The following is a 14,538-nucleotide window of genomic DNA, read 5'->3' as shown; positions in this document are numbered from 1 at the left end:
TTAAATAACAAAGGCCTCTGTTTAGAGGCCTTTGTACTATCCTGTCGACATTAGTGGTCAAGATAGAGATAGTTTTGCCAACTCTTCATTCGGATGAGGACTTTGCGCATAATCGAAACGTGGGTGAATTTATCTGAATAAACCGCCACTTCGACAGCAGTACCCATGGGCAAATGATAATCAGATAAGTCGTCCGTAATTTTAAGTGTCACAAACACTCGTCCACTTGTCCGTAGTGCTTCTGTCCCTAGAAGAGCTCCACGGGCTTGAAATTGGCTTTCACCAATCGCAGGCAGTACATCGACTACTTCTCCTTTAAAAACCTTACCAGGAAGCGCTCTGAAGAGAAATTCTGCTTCATAGCCAGGTTGCAGGCGTTGTAAGGAATTTTGCCTAAACGCGGCCGCATAAAGTGTTTCCTCTGTATGAATAAAGGTCATCACTGGTGCTAATGGCAGTGGAACGGCCATAACGCCGGGTCGCAAGGCTAACTGGGTTGCAAAGCCATCGGTAGGGGCTCTGACAATGGTTTGCTCCAGATCAAACTCAGCCTGTCGTAGCTCTGCTAACAGGCGAGCCACTGTGGTGTTTTCTCCACCAATTTCAGAGTTGAGTGCGATCTTGGCTTGCTCCACCCTAGCTTCAGCAACTTTCACCGCCGCGTCAGCAGCTTTGTATGCCTGACGTCGTGTATCCAGTTCCTGTTCGGTGAACGCCCCTTTATCGAAACCGCGCTGATACCGTGAATATTCGCGTTGCGCTTTGTCTCGGTCTGCGATGGCCTGAGCTTGAGCAGCTTGCGCTTCTTGCACATCAGATTCTAGCCCCAGTGCGCCTTGGCTGGCTTCTTTTATCTGAGCTTCCAGTTTTTCAACTTCAGCTTCATAAGGAACCGGATCGATCATGAACAAAATGTCCCCTTTCTTAAGAGGTTTATTAGGTTCAACCGGCACTTCGATCACGCGGCCTCGCACACCTGAGACAATAGGCGTGCTGGAAAATACCTGATTGCCTAGTTGGGTGAACGGATGGTTGTAGTTCATCAGCAGAATCAGTGTGCCGACTAATACCACACCACCTAATACGGCCGTGGGCACGGTCCATTTATTGAGTGGAATATTAAAGATTTTAAATATGGCAATACATAATGCGGCATAGGTCAATATGAGGAGTAAATCCATTATTGCTCCTCCTTATTATCGCCAGTTCGGGTAGTGAGCGAAAGTTCAGCCTGATGCTGTTCTTTTAGTTGGTGCACGGCTTGCTGCAACTGATTAACTTGATCGATGAGTGAATCAACACGATGATGAATATCGTGCTGTTCTTCCTCTAGTTTCTGAAACCCCCATCCTCTTTCTTGACGCCACAATGTGGCCCATATCCAGAGAAATGGCCAAATAGCGTGTAGTGTGAACAAGCTGACCCAGCCAGCATAGTGGATGGCGTCTTGATGCGGGTGCTGCCGCTCTTTGGCGATTTCATAGGGGATGTCGTGAATGACAATGATGCCGTAGAAAATGACCAATGCGACAAAAATAAGTAGGCCTAGCGCGAAGTAGTCCAAAAACATAAATGCGTCCCTGTTATTGTGTTTTTATTCAATAAAACGTACGGTGATACGAAGTTAAGTATAGAAATAAAAACAAGAAATTAGAGAGTGTTTACCCATTTTCTTAATCCAGTCTTAAGGTGAACGGATGGAATTTCAGGGAGAAATTGCCGCACTATCTGCGGCTGTTGTTTGGGCGGTCGCGACTTGGATTTACAGCCAGTTTAGTCATCACTTTTCAGCGATGCAGCTCAATATTGTTAAAGGCGTTGCAGCGTCTGGGATGATGTTAATAGTCATGCCATGGCTTGATGGACCAGCCACTGAGGTATCCACTCTCCATTTGTTGATATTGGCGTTGTCCGGAATTATAGGAATAGCGATTGGAGACAGTGCCTACTTTGCCTCATTAAAGCGAATTGGTGCGAATAAAACCCTGCTGTTGGAGTCGTTGGCCCCGCCATTATCCGGTGTTTTAGCGCTAGTTGCACTGGGATCAATACTGCCCCTACAAAGCTGGGTAGGTGTCTTGGTCACCACTGCAGCGGTCACTTTTGTGATTTTTCAACCGGATGTCCACGGCGAAAAAACGCATTGGTCAGGTGTAGGATTTGGCATGCTGGCAAGTGTCTGTCAGGCCTCGGGGGTAGTCATTTCTCATTATGCGCTTGTTGCCGGAGATTTACCGCCTTTGTTGGGAGCATTGATTCGATTATCTGTCGGAGTGTTGGCGGTGGCTTTGGTTATTACTGTGTTTGAGAAAAAGCCGTTTTCATCGATGATTATGCATTTGCGTCAACTATCTACGTCGTCTTTTTTGTGGCTGTTGAGTGCCATCTTTGTTGGGACTTTTCTCGCTCTCTGGTTACAACAAATTGCGCTAAAACATGCAAATCCTGCGATTGCTCAGACGTTGATTGCAACCAGTCCACTGTTCATGCTGTTTATCTACATGGTTAAAGGCGAGAAGGTCACAGCTAAAAGCATGATGGGGACTTTGGCTGCGCTTGGTGGGATTTCTTTATTCTTTTGGCGTTAGTTTTACTCAGTGCACACTTGATTACGACCATTCGCTTTTGCTCGGTATAGAGCTTTATCTGCGCGATAGAAGGTACGCTGAGTATTTTCACCTTCGCGGTGAAGCGTAATACCAATACTCACGGTAAGTCCACGCTCACCAAGAATATTCTGCCAGCCAAATTTGAAAATGCGTTCTCGGTAGTTCTCCGCATGCATTGTTGCTTGCTCTAGAGTCGTACGCTCAAGAATCACTAAAAACTCTTCACCACCGAACCGGACACTCGATGCACCTCTGAACTTGAAGTAGGCGGCCAGTTCATGGGAAACATTGACGATGGCTTTATCGCCCACCAGATGGCTGAGCTCGTCGTTAATCGATTTAAAATGGTCAATATCAATCACCATCAAAGCAAAAGGTACATCATGTAACAGCAGATCTTTGAGTTTTACATCGAGCCAGCGCCGGTTGTGTAGACTGGTCAGTGGGTCGGTAAACACGTCTTGCTGGAGCTTAGCTACGGTATGTTTTTGGTTTTCAGTTGTTTCCTTGAGTTCTCGGTTTTCAAGCTCTGATAGTATCAACTTAAGCTGCAGTTCAAATCGTGACAATCGACGTAACTGGGCAGCACCAAGCTCACCAATGGGAATTTGTTTCATTAAGTCACTTTCGATACGAAAAGCCCTCTTTTGGCAGGCCAGAGCTTGTTGAAAGTCACCTTGCTGCTCGTAGATATCACCGAGAGCAGTATTTAATTTTAGATTCAGCACAGGAGAGGCGTAGCGCCTTATTTTCTTCTGAGCTCTTTCTAATACCCAATTTGCGAGGTGCGGCTTGTTTGACTCGTTGAGGCTGTGTGCCAATTCAAGACGAATCATGTTCGATAGCCAAATAGAGTGGATGTTCCCTGCGGTGTATTGAACATTGCCCAAGGATTCAATGGCTTGTTCATGTTTACCCAGACGACGAAATAGCTTGGCCTGATAAAGCAAAATCTGCCCAGCCAGCACTTTATCGCTGACTAAAATGGCGAGTTCAGAACATTCTTTGAGTAAATCTTGTGCTGCGGAAGTTCGGTTAAGCTCAATATAACAAGCCAACATATACAGCTTATAACGTAGTCGCAGCGAACGGCTGGAAATGGCATGGTCAATACTGTCGATTTTCTGGTAATAGCGTAAGGCACGGTTATGGTCGCCATACGCATCACAAAGGTTGCCCATACCCAATACCGCTAATACGTAGGCATCAATATGACTGGTGTCTACCGCAATGGTCGAAGAGGTAATGTATTCTTGAAGTGCGCCCGAGTAGTCGCCACTTTCAACCAGCCTATCGGCCAAGCTATTTTTCACCTCAAGTATCAATTCAGCATCATTAGGTAAAGAGAGGTGTTCCAGCGCACTTCTTAACTCTTCAATACTGGTCTTCGGCTGCTTAAGTTCATTGCGATATTCAGCACTGATGATCAGGCTTTGTGCTTTTTCCTGTGGCGTTGTCGCAATATGCTGGCGAATATGATTCCAGAAAATGATCGCTTCTTCCCCAGACACAGAAGAAGCATCTAAACCCGATTCGGAGATTTTATTAAGCAATGTTTCCATTCTGTATTTCCAGTGGTTGGCTTTCTTCTAATTGTTCTAGGGTAAACGGGAATGTCAGGATGTCCTGAAAAACAACTTTTGGTAGTGACTTATTCAGGCCTTTGCGGTGCCATGGATAGATTTCAATCATTTGTGCCAACACGTGGAATACCTGCAGTGCAGCGTCGTCTTTTTCTGATAGTAGGATACCTAAGCGATCGCTGCTTAGTCGAGAGAGCAAATCTCGATGAGTACAAAGTGAGTGCGCCAGTTCAGCACATACTTCAAGGTACTCAGGATCATTGTGTTGAATGATCACAACAGCATGATTGGATCGCTTAAGTTCCGTTTTAAACAACACCAATTGTTCCCACCAGTAAATCTCAGACACCATTTGATTGAGGTGTTTCTCAGGATCGTACTCGTGTTGACCTCGGATGCGGTTAATGAGTTTGCGAGCTCGTTGCTCAAGTTGGCGTTTTGATGCCCGAGCTTTATCGTTGCTGACGCGAGCCGTTTGCTCTCTGAGCATGTCTATTGAATATTTACGATATTTTTGAAAAGCTCGTAGTGCGGTTTTAAAGTCACCTTGCTCTTCAGCTACGCGGGATTGTTGAAAGCAGATTTGTGACAGTAACTCCCCATTATCGAAAGAAGCCGCAGAACGCTCAGCCTGGACCAATAGCTTTGCGGCTTCGTCAGGTCGCTTTCTCAAAAGCTCCAATCTTGCCTGGCTGATATAGGAATGGGCTTTCATCCACACGAGGTCATGCTTTTCGGCGAGGGCTTGTGCTTTTCCTGTTGCCACTTCTGCATCTTCTATTCTTTCAAGGCCTAGCAGAGCTAGCCCTCGGAAGTCCCACATTTCGGCTTGCCAAGTTTTGTCATCGTGGCCTTTGAGTGCCTCGGTTGCGCCATCAAGTACCGTCAGCATCTCCACATAATTGTTGAGTAAGTAAAGATCCCAGGCGAGGAGAATCCTTGCTTTACCTTCCAGCCAACCTATGCGGGTGTTATTGGCCACGGTCACAGCCAGCTCATGAGTGGTTCTTGCAAGCTGGTACTCATGGGTGATACGCCAGACGTTTCCGAGCCCAATTAAGGATTCAATTTGGATTTCGATTTCATCGACTAGTGCAGATTGCTCCAATGCATTGATCCAGAACTGCTGGGCGGAATAGTACTTAGCCTGCCCCCAAAAATGGAGTGCGTGGATATGAAGGATCTCAGGAAGAAAATCGTCAGTGTCTAAAGAGTTGAGTTTGCTGTGAGCTTCTTTGATGTATTTCAGCCCACGCCGATAATCCATTAGACTCCAAGCACAGCGAGACATGATGATCAGGCACTGCACAGCCCCTTCCGGGTATAAAATCTGATTGGCGCGCGTTGCGCACTGTTCAGCGATAGCTAAAACCTTCTCAGGCTCGCTTTCAATTCGTATTTTGAGCTGTTCAATCTCTGTGTCTAGCAGGTGCTGGCTTTTATCCAATGAATCAACCCCTTAGCAGCCATTTCTAATATTCATTCAAAAGTATTATAAAAATAGTGGCTGATGCAACTCTAGTAAAAGCATTAATACGCCTAAGGTTTAATGGCGTACTTCACAATATTAGTAATTATGAAAGCAGTTCCCGCAGAGTCAAAGGTGACTGAGTTAAACCAAGACTCTGCGCTGCAGTCATACCACTCTTATCTTGGTAGCACAAATTATGCCATGCTCGAAAAATGTCCAACATAGGTAGTAGCCCGCCTGGACGAAGCTTACGGCGTGGCTCATTGATGAAGCTTTCAAACAGAGTTTGGAATCGTTGTTGATAGAACTCAGTTTGTCGAATACTTGCTTTGCTAAGCCATTCTTTAGGCTCGTTATTCTTGCCTGCTAGATAACAGATCCCTTTAGACGAGTTGGCAAAAGAGGTAATTGCCCAGCGGTCTCGCCACCATCCCATATGAACAATGTCGATTTTGCCTACCAGATGCTGTTCATTCCAGTTAGCGTCTTCTTCTACATACAGAAGGTCGACATTTTGACGCTGGATACGTGGTAGACAGACGCTGAGCGCCGCAGAGCGTAAAACTGGGTCCTGAGGTAAATAGATAGAAACCTGACGCTCACTGTTACATAGATCCAAAACGTGCAGGAAATGGGCGTAAGATGTATAAGGTGGACGAATGAGCGCCCCTTTTGATGGGTAGTTGAACACCGTCAGGTTACCCATTGGGTCCTCGACATTACCCCGGGCTAAAATGGTTTGATATTGCTGGTCGATACGTTCTCTGAGCACCGGTGAAGGCTGTGGCACAGGAATGCTGGCCTCTGATGAGTGATCACGAGAGACAAATCGCGCGGTTTCCTGATAGGGGTCGTGGTCGATATCCCCTTGTGGCTCTTCATTGCTAGAGTAGTTGACGTGCTGGCAAAGAATATAGCCCGAGCTTGCTTCTCCAGTTGCGATCCATAAAACGCCGTTGTTGCTCTTCGGCTGCAGAGGCACATAGTAAGAGGCGAGCTCATACTTTTCGGCATGATTTACCCAACGGGCATCAAACATGGCGAGTTTGCGGCGGCATCGGCTAGCGATGTGATCGAGGTGATCGTAAAACGTCTTCGGGTTGATCTCTAATTTACGGCAAATTTCACGTACTGAGTAGCCCATAAAGAGCAGACCGAGGAGGTTTTCTTGAAAGGCGAGTTTTTTGTTGGCACCTGACCATTTATCCACGAACGTCGATTGGCACAGCTTGCAACGATAACGTTGACGGTCACCGCTGTAACCAAAGGCATGATACAGATGTTTGTGAGTATGGACAGACAAGCCACAGTTTTCGCAATCGGTATTGCGACACGCTGGAAGACCGTCACTGTGGAGTTGTCTTAAACGATGGAGTTCGTTTAACACTTCCTGATTGTTAAGTAAGGGGGGGAAAGCACCGCACTCCCGACAAACCATCGCAGGTCGCTTAGGGTTAGCATGTTGCACGACGTATCGATGTGCATCACTCAATCCAAAGTTGTCACACGCCAATGTTTTACAAAAGTTGAGTTGTAACCCGTCTGCTTCCTTAGGCAGTTTGCCAGTTGTCACTATCTCCCCCTCGGGATTATCTGGGCTGCCAGAGCCAAGGCACTGGCAGCAAAAGAAAGGTCATTAGATGTTGATGGCTGTCTCAAGCGCAACTTTCATCATGTCATTGAAAGATTTTTGACGCTCTTCAGAGCTCAGCTTTTCACCACGGATGATGTGGTCAGACACTGTCAGGATAGTCAGTGCTTTGGCACCAAGATCCGCAGCGACACCGTAGATGCCTGCGGCTTCCATATCTACACCTAGAATGCCAAGCTTTTCCATCTTCTCAAAGATGTCTGCTTCCGGAGTGTAGAAAAGGTCTGCAGAGAATACGTTCCCCACTTTTACAGGTACTTCTTGAGCGCGTGCTTGGTTTACCGCTTCTTCTAGAAGGCCGTAATCAGCAATTGCAGCGAAGTCATGATCATTAAAACGGATACGGTTCACTTTGGAATCTGTGGATGCACCCATACCAATGACAACGTCCATCAGGTTAACGTCGTCACGTACTGCACCACAGCTACCCACACGAATCACGTTTTTTACGCCATATTCAGCGATCAACTCGTGAACGTAGATACAAGCTGATGGGATACCCATACCGTGGCCCATTACAGAAACACGTTGACCTTTGTAAGTGCCTGTAAAGCCAAACATGCTACGAACATCACAAACTTGTTTTACGTCTTCTAGGAAGGTTTCCGCGATGTATTTAGCGCGAAGAGGGTCACCTGGCATTAAAACTGTTTCAGCGAAATCGCCTGGTTGAGCGTTAATGTGTGGGGTTGCCATAGTAGTTACTCCAAGTTTATTAGTAATTATGTATTCTGATTACTAATTTTGTTGATTCTCAAAAAACTGTTGAAGAAATACTAGCTAGATATGACAAGGCTCCGTGAGAAGTGTGTCACAAAAGTTACCCATTTAACTATAGATATGAGTGTCTATAACGTTTTTTGTTGAAAGGGTTAATGCAATCGATTTGGAAAAACGATTGCTTCAGAAATGAACCGAAAACGGATCAATTACGTAACACTTCGTTAAATTGTACATTTTTATTTCTTGTATAACTTTGGAATGTTGTGCTAAAACTTATACAAAAGATATTTTTGTACACATTAACAAGAATACTGGAGCATCATATGAGCAACGTAATCAAAGTCGGCATTAGTTCTTGCGTTTTAGGTGAAAAAGTTCGCTTCGACTCAGGACATAAGATCAGTAAGTTTGTTACTAAAGAACTTGCTCCCTTTTTCGAGTTTGTTCCTGTTTGCCCCGAGGTAGGGATGGGAATGCCTGTTCCGAGACCAACGATCCGATTGATCTCGGACCAAGAACGTATTGCTCTAGTAGAAACAAAAGATGCATCCATAGATCACACAGACAAAATGGTGGAATTCTCCAAAAGTAAAGTGGCTGAATTAAGTCATACCGACCTATGTGGCTACATTGTCTGCGCTAAGTCACCGACTTGTGGTATGGAGCGAGTCAAGGTGTACAAGAAAGGTGGGGCCGAAAATATTGGTGTCGGCCTATACACTCAAGAGTTAATGAAGCAGATGCCGTGGCTTCCTGTAGAAGAAGATGGTCGCTTAAATGACCCTGTACTGAAGGAGAATTTCATTACTCGTATATACACGCTAAGAGATTTCTACGATTCAATGCAAGGGGAACCGACAGCAGGTAAAATTGTTGCATTTCACTCACGTTATAAACTGACTTTGATGGCGCACCACCCTCAATCTTATAAAGAGCTTGGCCGCTTAGTTGCGAGCATCAAAGATTATGATATTGATACTTTCTACCAGAAATACCGTGTTGGTTTGATGAAGGCGGTCTCTCACCGAGCAAGTCGCAAGAATAACACCAATGTTTTGATGCACCTTCAGGGCTACTTCAAACGAGACCTTGCTAAAGAACAGAAAGCCGAGCTGTGCAATGTCATTGACCAATATCGTCAAGGCACGTTACCGCTCTTGGCTCCCATCACTTTAATTAAACATTACTTGGCTGCTTATCCGGATGCTTATTTATCCGAGCAGAAATTTTTGCAGCCACACCCTCAGGAAATGCGCTTGAGATACGGACTATAAGATGAAGAGATACGCAATAAGAGAAATATCTGAGCTGACGGGCGTAAAACCAGTCACTCTGAGAGCTTGGCAACGCCGCTATAGTTTGATTGAGCCTGAAAGAACAGAAAAAGGTCACCGCCTCTATACTCAGAAACACATTGACCTAATCAATAAAATCCAAGGCTGGTTAGGCAAAGGAGTGTCGATTGGTAAGGTGAAAGCTTTGCTGGAATCAGGAGAGCAGGTTGAATCCGAAGTATCTGCTAGTGAAACTCAACTAGAGGATGTTGAGCCTGTTTTGGACGCTTTGGCCAACCTCAACAAAGGTAAGGCTGAAACCTTGATACATTCGGTGCTTAAAGAGTATCCACTCCATGTTGTAGAAGCCCAGTTTATTCAACCAGTAGTGCAAGCCCTTGGATTTGTCAGGCAGAGTCTGCGTTCACTTCAGTTTGGTTTATTCCATACGCTGATGCTAACTAAACTCAACGCTATCATTGAAGCTGAAAACAAAGTGGCACGTTCAGGTAAAGCGCTGTTTATTTGCGTTCAAGGCAGTATGGATATTGGTTCTCGTCTGATGGCACTTTCACTGGTGGAGAAGGGATATAAAGTCACCTTGATCGACGACGTTGAAGATTTGTCTGGCTTGATCGATCACCCATGCTTAGATGAATTCTCAGCACTGGCGATATACAGTGCGCGTGCGGTGAGTGAGTCGCAATTGTCTGCCATTAAACAACTGGAAGACTCTGTTTCAGGTGAGTTGGTGCTTTCAGAATTGCTTCAGCGACTTAAGGGGTAAAGTCATGAATCTTGTGTGGCTAAGGCGTGATCTAAGAGTCGAAGATAACACTGCATTGATCAACGCCGTTGAAACGGGTGAACCGGTTGTCTGTATTTATGTTGCCACGCCAGAAACATGGCAGGATCATGGTGTGGCACCTATTCAGGCCGACTTGATCTATCGCCGCTTACAGGCATTAAAGCAAGATCTCGAATCTTTGCGTATCCCACTGCTTTATCAGCAGGTTGAAACATATACGAAGAGCGCCCAATGTGTGGTTGAGGTTGCTACTTTACTGGGGGCTACCCGAGTCTATGTGAATAAAGAATATGAGGTTAATGAACAGCAACGTGATGCTAAGCTTGAATCTTGTTTGAGTCATGCCGGAATTCAACTTGAGTCCAGCGATGATAAGTGCCTATTTACCCCTGGTAGTGTGGTAAACAAACAAGGCAGTTACTTCAAAGTCTTCACACCATTTAAGAAGGCCTATCTTGCAAAACTTGATGCTTGCTCGTTTCACGTTCGTCAACCCAAGGCAGTTACTTCGACTGAACTACCTGAACAATTAGGCTCTCTTTTGCTTAATGATGATGTTAAATTCAGTTACTCAAGAGAGCCGAGTGACCAATATGTCGTTGATACACAATCAATCATTCAAAAGCTGCGAGACTTTGATAGCCAAGCTATTGAAGGTTATGCACGTAATCGTGACTTTCCAGCAGTTTCAGGAACCAGTCAGCTTTCACCCTATCTAGCCATTGGAGCTTTGTCCATTCGTCAGTGTATGGCGCGTTTGATGTTTGGCCAGACACCTCCTCTTAGCCAAGGTAGAGAAGTCTGGCAAAGTGAGTTGATATGGCGTGAGTTCTATCAACATCTGATCTACTTCGAACCGAAGTTAAGTAAAGGTAGATCTTTTGTGGATTGGGGGGAACGTTTGGTATGGCACAATAAACCACAGCAGGTTGAGGCCTGGAAGCTGGGGGAGACGGGGTTTCCGATCGTCGATGCTGCAATGAGGCAACTCAATCAGAGTGGATGGATGCATAATCGCCTTAGAATGATAGTCGCGAGCTTTTTGACGAAAGATCTTCATGTGGATTGGCGAGTTGGGGAGCGCTACTTCATGAATAAGCTTGTCGATGGTGATTATGCGGCGAATAACGGTGGTTGGCAGTGGTGTGCTTCAACGGGCTGTGATGGACAGCCTTACTTTCGCATTTTCAACCCCATTACTCAGGGAGAACGTTTCGATCCAAACGGAGAGTTCGTTCGTCAGTGGATACCTGAATTGGCTCAGGTACCAGACAAACATATTCATCAACCTTGGAAATGGAGCGGTGTAAGAAGCTTGTCATATCCGCCGCCAATAGTTGATCACAAGGTGGAAAGAGAAGTAACCTTACGGCTCTACAAGGAAGCGAAGGACGCTTAGAATGTTGCGAACACTACTCTCTCTCTGTTGCTGCTTCAGTGCTTCACTATTTGCCGCAACCTATGAACTGCCTCCAGAGGGGAGTAATATGGTCGGACGGACGCAATATCACCAAGTTGAAAGTGGTGAAAACTTAGCTGATATTGCTAAGCAGTATGATGTCGGCTTTCTGACCCTAATGGCAGCGAATAAGGGGGTTGACCCTTTTCTTCCCGCTGAAGATTACGTGTTGACGATCCCAACCCAGATTATCCTTCCTCAGGTTCCAAGAGAAGGTATTGTCATCAATCTTGCTGAACTTCGTTTGTACTACTTCCAACCAGAGAAAAACTTGGTCCATATTTTTCCTGTAGGTATTGGTCGAGTTGGGCGTGATACTCCTGAAATGGTCACCAGCATCAGTCAAAAAAGACCGAACCCCACATGGACGCCGCCAGCTTCTATTCGTAAGGAGTATCTTGAAAAAGGGATAGAATTGCCGCCAGTTGTACCCGCTGGGCCTGATAATCCTCTGGGTGAATACGCAATGCGTCTTGCTTACGGTGTTGGAGATTATCTGATTCATGGTACCAACAAAGATTTTGGTATTGGCCTGCGTGTGAGCTCAGGATGTATTCGTATGGATCCTAAGGATATTGATTGGCTATTTCCAAAAGTGAAACTTGGCGAAAAAGTGCGGGTGATTAATGAGCCAGTAAAGATTGCACTCGAACCCGACCGGAGTGTGTTTCTTGAAGCGCATGAACCGCTAACGCGCAGCGATGGTAGCAAAAAAGATTTGACGATTCCTCATGAGCTCAGATGGTGGTTAGAAGAGTTTGATTTGTCTGATGCGAAAGCAAGAGCCGCGATTCTGGCGCAAAACGGAGTACCGGTAGAGGTGGTGTCACCAAGTGATTCCTACATTCATCAATCGCTTTAAAACGAATAGAAAGGGCCTGCAATTGCAGGCCCTTTCTGATCGAAAATTGACAGAATTACTTAGTGTAAGACTGAGCAATGTTGTCGATACGCTCATTAGCTCGTGCCGCTTCTTCTTGAGCAGACATTGCTGCATCGCCAGATTTACGTACTTCTGACTGTAGAGCCTGTACATCTTGGCTTAGTTGGCTAACTTGATTGCTTAGCTCGTCAATTTTTGCTGAAGATGCTTCGTCTGGACCAGAAGCACAACCCGCTAGAAGAAGTACAGAAGACGCCGCAGCTGCGATCAACATTTTGTTCATAGAAGAACTCCTTGCATTTAAAGTATCAAAAAGACGCCCTATACATTTCTGCTCATATAGTGACGGTTCATAAAGTGTAGACTCAAATCTAGGCTTCAAAAAGCAGAAAAAAGTCAAAAAAACCCAAGAATTTAAGCAATTATCAAATTAGTTGATACATGTCTCACTGGTGAGAGGTATAAATGTCAATGTTCTAACTACAATGAGGGGTGCAAAGGGAGTGAAATCAGATAATTTTCTGTGATCTCTATCCAGTGCTAACCTTTCACGGTATCATAGCGCGTTTTTGAACACTTTCGCGTTTAAGCCGTAACCAAGAGCAAGGCTGAAACGCACATTTGAACTTGGAGAATACTTTGCACTTTAAAGATTTAGGCCTAGACAATCGCTTACTGAAAAACCTGAAGCATTTTGACTTCAAGAAGGCGACAGAAATACAGCAACAAGCCATTCCGGTGTCGATTGCTGGTAAAGATCTGTTGGCTTCTTCAAAAACCGGCTCAGGTAAAACATTGGCGTTTGTACTACCAATGCTGCACAAGTCTTTAAAGAACAAAGCTTTTTCTGCAAAAGATCCTCGTGGTGTGATTTTGGCTCCGACGCGTGAGTTAGCAAAGCAGGTATACGGTGAACTACGTTCTATGCTGGGTGGTTTGTCTTATGACGCGACTCTGATTGTCGGAGGAGAAAACTTCAACGATCAAGTGAAAGCGCTACGTCGTTACCCGAAATTTATCGTTGCTACACCGGGGCGTCTTGCGGATCACCTTGACCACCGCTCTCTTCATTTGGATGGTTTAGAGACACTTATTCTTGATGAAGCTGACCGTATGTTGGATCTTGGTTTCGCTCCTGAGCTGCGTCGTATTCACAACGCGGCTAAGCATCGTCGCCGTCAAACACTGATGTTCTCAGCAACGTTGGATCACGCTGAAGTGAATGAAATTGCGTTTGAAATGCTCGATGCCCCAAAACGCATTGCAATTGGTGTTTCGAACGAAGAACATAAAGATATCACACAGAAGTTCTACTTGTGTGACCATCTTGATCATAAAGAAGCGATTCTTGAGCGTATTTTAGAAGAAGCTGACTATAAGCAGTTGATCATCTTTACGGCAACTCGTGTTGACACCGAGCGTTTGACGGAAAAACTCAACGAGAAGAAGCTTAAAGCGATTGCATTGAGTGGTAACTTGAATCAGGCACAGCGTAACACCATTATGAGTCAGTTCGAGCGTGCGGTGTTCAAGATTCTAGTAACAACGGACGTGGCTTCTCGTGGTCTGGATATTGCCAATGTGACACATGTGGTGAACTTCGATATGCCTAAGCACACTGAAGAATACGTTCACCGTGTTGGTCGAACAGGCCGTGCTGGTAATAAAGGTGATGCAGTCTCTTTGGTGGGCCCTAAAGACTGGGACAGCTTTAAACGGGTGGAGGCGTATCTGCAACAAGATCTCACTTTCTCTGAGCTGGAAGGCTTGGAAGGTAAATTTAAAGGCATTAAGCCACGTAAACCGGATTACCGTGGTAAGAAGAAAGTGGTCAAGAAAGCTAAACCACAGACGAAGAAAGCGACGAAGAAACCGGTTCAGCGAGATAAAGGTTTTTACCAGAATGTGGCTGTGGGTGATTCGGTCTTCATCCCGAAAAAGAAAGTCGCGCCAAAAGTTGATGATGAGTAACGTCATCAGATTGTCGCTTTAGTACCACAATCCCCAAGCCTAGGTTTGGGGATTTTTTTATCCATTTGACAGCCTATTTCCGGTAAAAAAGTGGCTGAATTAGTAG

General features: G+C 45.4%; 13 protein-coding genes. 6 read left to right on the top strand and 7 right to left on the bottom strand.

The features are described from left to right. Positions 1-50: 50 nt before the first annotated feature. Positions 51-1,181: an HlyD family secretion protein gene (locus L1D31_RS02910; RefSeq protein WP_239835583.1), complete on the bottom strand. Its 1,131-nt coding sequence runs from the start codon at positions 1,179-1,181 to the stop codon at positions 51-53. Then, the gene (locus L1D31_RS02905) at positions 1,181-1,570 is read right to left on the bottom strand and encodes a DUF3302 domain-containing protein (protein ID WP_239835582.1); all 390 of its coding nucleotides are present in this window, start codon (positions 1,568-1,570) and stop codon (positions 1,181-1,183) included. The genes L1D31_RS02910 and L1D31_RS02905 overlap by 1 nt, the downstream gene beginning before the upstream one ends. Positions 1,571-1,697: 127 nt before the next feature. On the opposite strand from L1D31_RS02905, the gene L1D31_RS02900 reads away from it, so the two are divergent. Next, positions 1,698-2,588, top strand: a complete 891-nt coding sequence (locus tag L1D31_RS02900; RefSeq protein WP_239835581.1) for a DMT family transporter — start codon at positions 1,698-1,700, stop codon at positions 2,586-2,588. A gap of 2 nt (positions 2,589-2,590) precedes the next feature. On the opposite strand, the gene L1D31_RS02895 is transcribed toward L1D31_RS02900, so the two are convergent. The 4 genes from L1D31_RS02895 to deoD all read right to left on the bottom strand — a co-directional run bounded on the left by L1D31_RS02895 (position 2,591) and on the right by deoD (position 8,010). Next, positions 2,591-4,171 carry a GGDEF domain-containing protein gene (locus L1D31_RS02895; protein WP_239835580.1) on the bottom strand — a complete coding sequence of 527 codons (1,581 nt, stop codon included), beginning with the start codon at positions 4,169-4,171 and terminating at the stop codon, positions 2,591-2,593. Continuing rightward, positions 4,155-5,639, bottom strand: a complete 1,485-nt coding sequence (locus tag L1D31_RS02890; protein WP_239835579.1) for a hypothetical protein — start codon at positions 5,637-5,639, stop codon at positions 4,155-4,157. Before L1D31_RS02890 ends, L1D31_RS02895 begins: the two co-directional genes overlap by 17 nt. Positions 5,640-5,766: 127 nt before the next feature. Next, the gene (locus tag L1D31_RS02885) at positions 5,767-7,236 is read right to left on the bottom strand and encodes a lactate dehydrogenase (protein ID WP_239835578.1); all 1,470 of its coding nucleotides are present in this window, start codon (positions 7,234-7,236) and stop codon (positions 5,767-5,769) included. Between the two features lie 63 nt (positions 7,237-7,299). Further along, positions 7,300-8,010, bottom strand: a complete 711-nt coding sequence (gene deoD, locus L1D31_RS02880; RefSeq protein WP_006960227.1) for a purine-nucleoside phosphorylase — start codon at positions 8,008-8,010, stop codon at positions 7,300-7,302. Between the two features lie 350 nt (positions 8,011-8,360). On the opposite strand from deoD, the gene L1D31_RS02875 reads away from it, so the two are divergent. The 4 genes from L1D31_RS02875 to L1D31_RS02860 are packed head-to-tail and all read left to right on the top strand — an operon-like array spanning position 8,361 to position 12,440. Continuing rightward, positions 8,361-9,311 (top strand): DUF523 and DUF1722 domain-containing protein, encoded by a 951-nt coding sequence (locus tag L1D31_RS02875; protein WP_239835577.1) that lies wholly within the window; start codon positions 8,361-8,363, stop codon positions 9,309-9,311. A gap of 1 nt (position 9,312) precedes the next feature. Next, positions 9,313-10,098, top strand: coding sequence for a MerR family transcriptional regulator (locus L1D31_RS02870; RefSeq protein ID WP_239835576.1), 786 nt, complete (start codon positions 9,313-9,315; stop codon positions 10,096-10,098). 4 nt (positions 10,099-10,102) lie between these two features. Further along, complete coding sequence (gene phrB, locus L1D31_RS02865; protein ID WP_239835575.1) at positions 10,103-11,518, top strand: deoxyribodipyrimidine photo-lyase; 1,416 nt, start codon at positions 10,103-10,105, stop codon at positions 11,516-11,518. Between the two features lies 1 nt (position 11,519). Next, on the top strand, positions 11,520-12,440 hold the full coding sequence (locus tag L1D31_RS02860) for a L,D-transpeptidase family protein (RefSeq protein ID WP_239835574.1): 921 nt from the start codon (positions 11,520-11,522) through the stop codon (positions 12,438-12,440). A gap of 55 nt (positions 12,441-12,495) precedes the next feature. Here the strand turns inward: L1D31_RS02860 and L1D31_RS02855 are convergent, their stop codons facing one another. Beyond that, a complete protein-coding gene (locus L1D31_RS02855; RefSeq protein WP_239835573.1) occupies positions 12,496-12,744 on the bottom strand; it encodes an Lpp/OprI family alanine-zipper lipoprotein in 249 nt (82 codons plus the stop codon). A gap of 344 nt (positions 12,745-13,088) precedes the next feature. Here L1D31_RS02855 and L1D31_RS02850 point away from each other — a divergent pair, with 344 nt between their 5' ends. Continuing rightward, entirely contained in the window at positions 13,089-14,432 is a 1,344-nt protein-coding gene (locus L1D31_RS02850) for a DEAD/DEAH box helicase (RefSeq protein ID WP_239836365.1), read from the top strand. The last annotated feature ends 106 nt before the right edge of the window (positions 14,433-14,538 follow it).

This window comes from Vibrio sp. Isolate23 (genome assembly GCF_022398095.1).
GTDB lineage: Bacteria > Pseudomonadota > Gammaproteobacteria > Enterobacterales > Vibrionaceae > Vibrio > Vibrio coralliilyticus_A.
Note: the sequence above shows the minus strand (reverse complement) of the source record. Positions and strands in the feature narration are given on the sequence as shown.

Excerpts from the sequence above, each read along its gene's own strand:
- phrB (WP_239835575.1), top strand. The coding sequence starts at position 10,103 with ATGAATCTTGTGTGGCTAAGGCGTGATCTAAGAGTCGAAGATAACACT.
- deoD (WP_006960227.1), bottom strand. The coding sequence starts at position 8,010 with ATGGCAACCCCACACATTAACGCTCAACCAGGCGATTTCGCTGAAACA.
- L1D31_RS02860 (WP_239835574.1), top strand. The coding sequence starts at position 11,520 with ATGTTGCGAACACTACTCTCTCTCTGTTGCTGCTTCAGTGCTTCACTA.
- L1D31_RS02905 (WP_239835582.1), bottom strand. The coding sequence starts at position 1,570 with ATGTTTTTGGACTACTTCGCGCTAGGCCTACTTATTTTTGTCGCATTG.
- L1D31_RS02900 (WP_239835581.1), top strand. The coding sequence starts at position 1,698 with ATGGAATTTCAGGGAGAAATTGCCGCACTATCTGCGGCTGTTGTTTGG.
- L1D31_RS02870 (WP_239835576.1), top strand. The coding sequence starts at position 9,313 with ATGAAGAGATACGCAATAAGAGAAATATCTGAGCTGACGGGCGTAAAA.
- L1D31_RS02875 (WP_239835577.1), top strand. The coding sequence starts at position 8,361 with ATGAGCAACGTAATCAAAGTCGGCATTAGTTCTTGCGTTTTAGGTGAA.
- L1D31_RS02910 (WP_239835583.1), bottom strand. The coding sequence starts at position 1,181 with ATGGATTTACTCCTCATATTGACCTATGCCGCATTATGTATTGCCATA.
- L1D31_RS02855 (WP_239835573.1), bottom strand. The coding sequence starts at position 12,744 with ATGAACAAAATGTTGATCGCAGCTGCGGCGTCTTCTGTACTTCTTCTA.
- L1D31_RS02895 (WP_239835580.1), bottom strand. The coding sequence starts at position 4,171 with ATGGAAACATTGCTTAATAAAATCTCCGAATCGGGTTTAGATGCTTCT.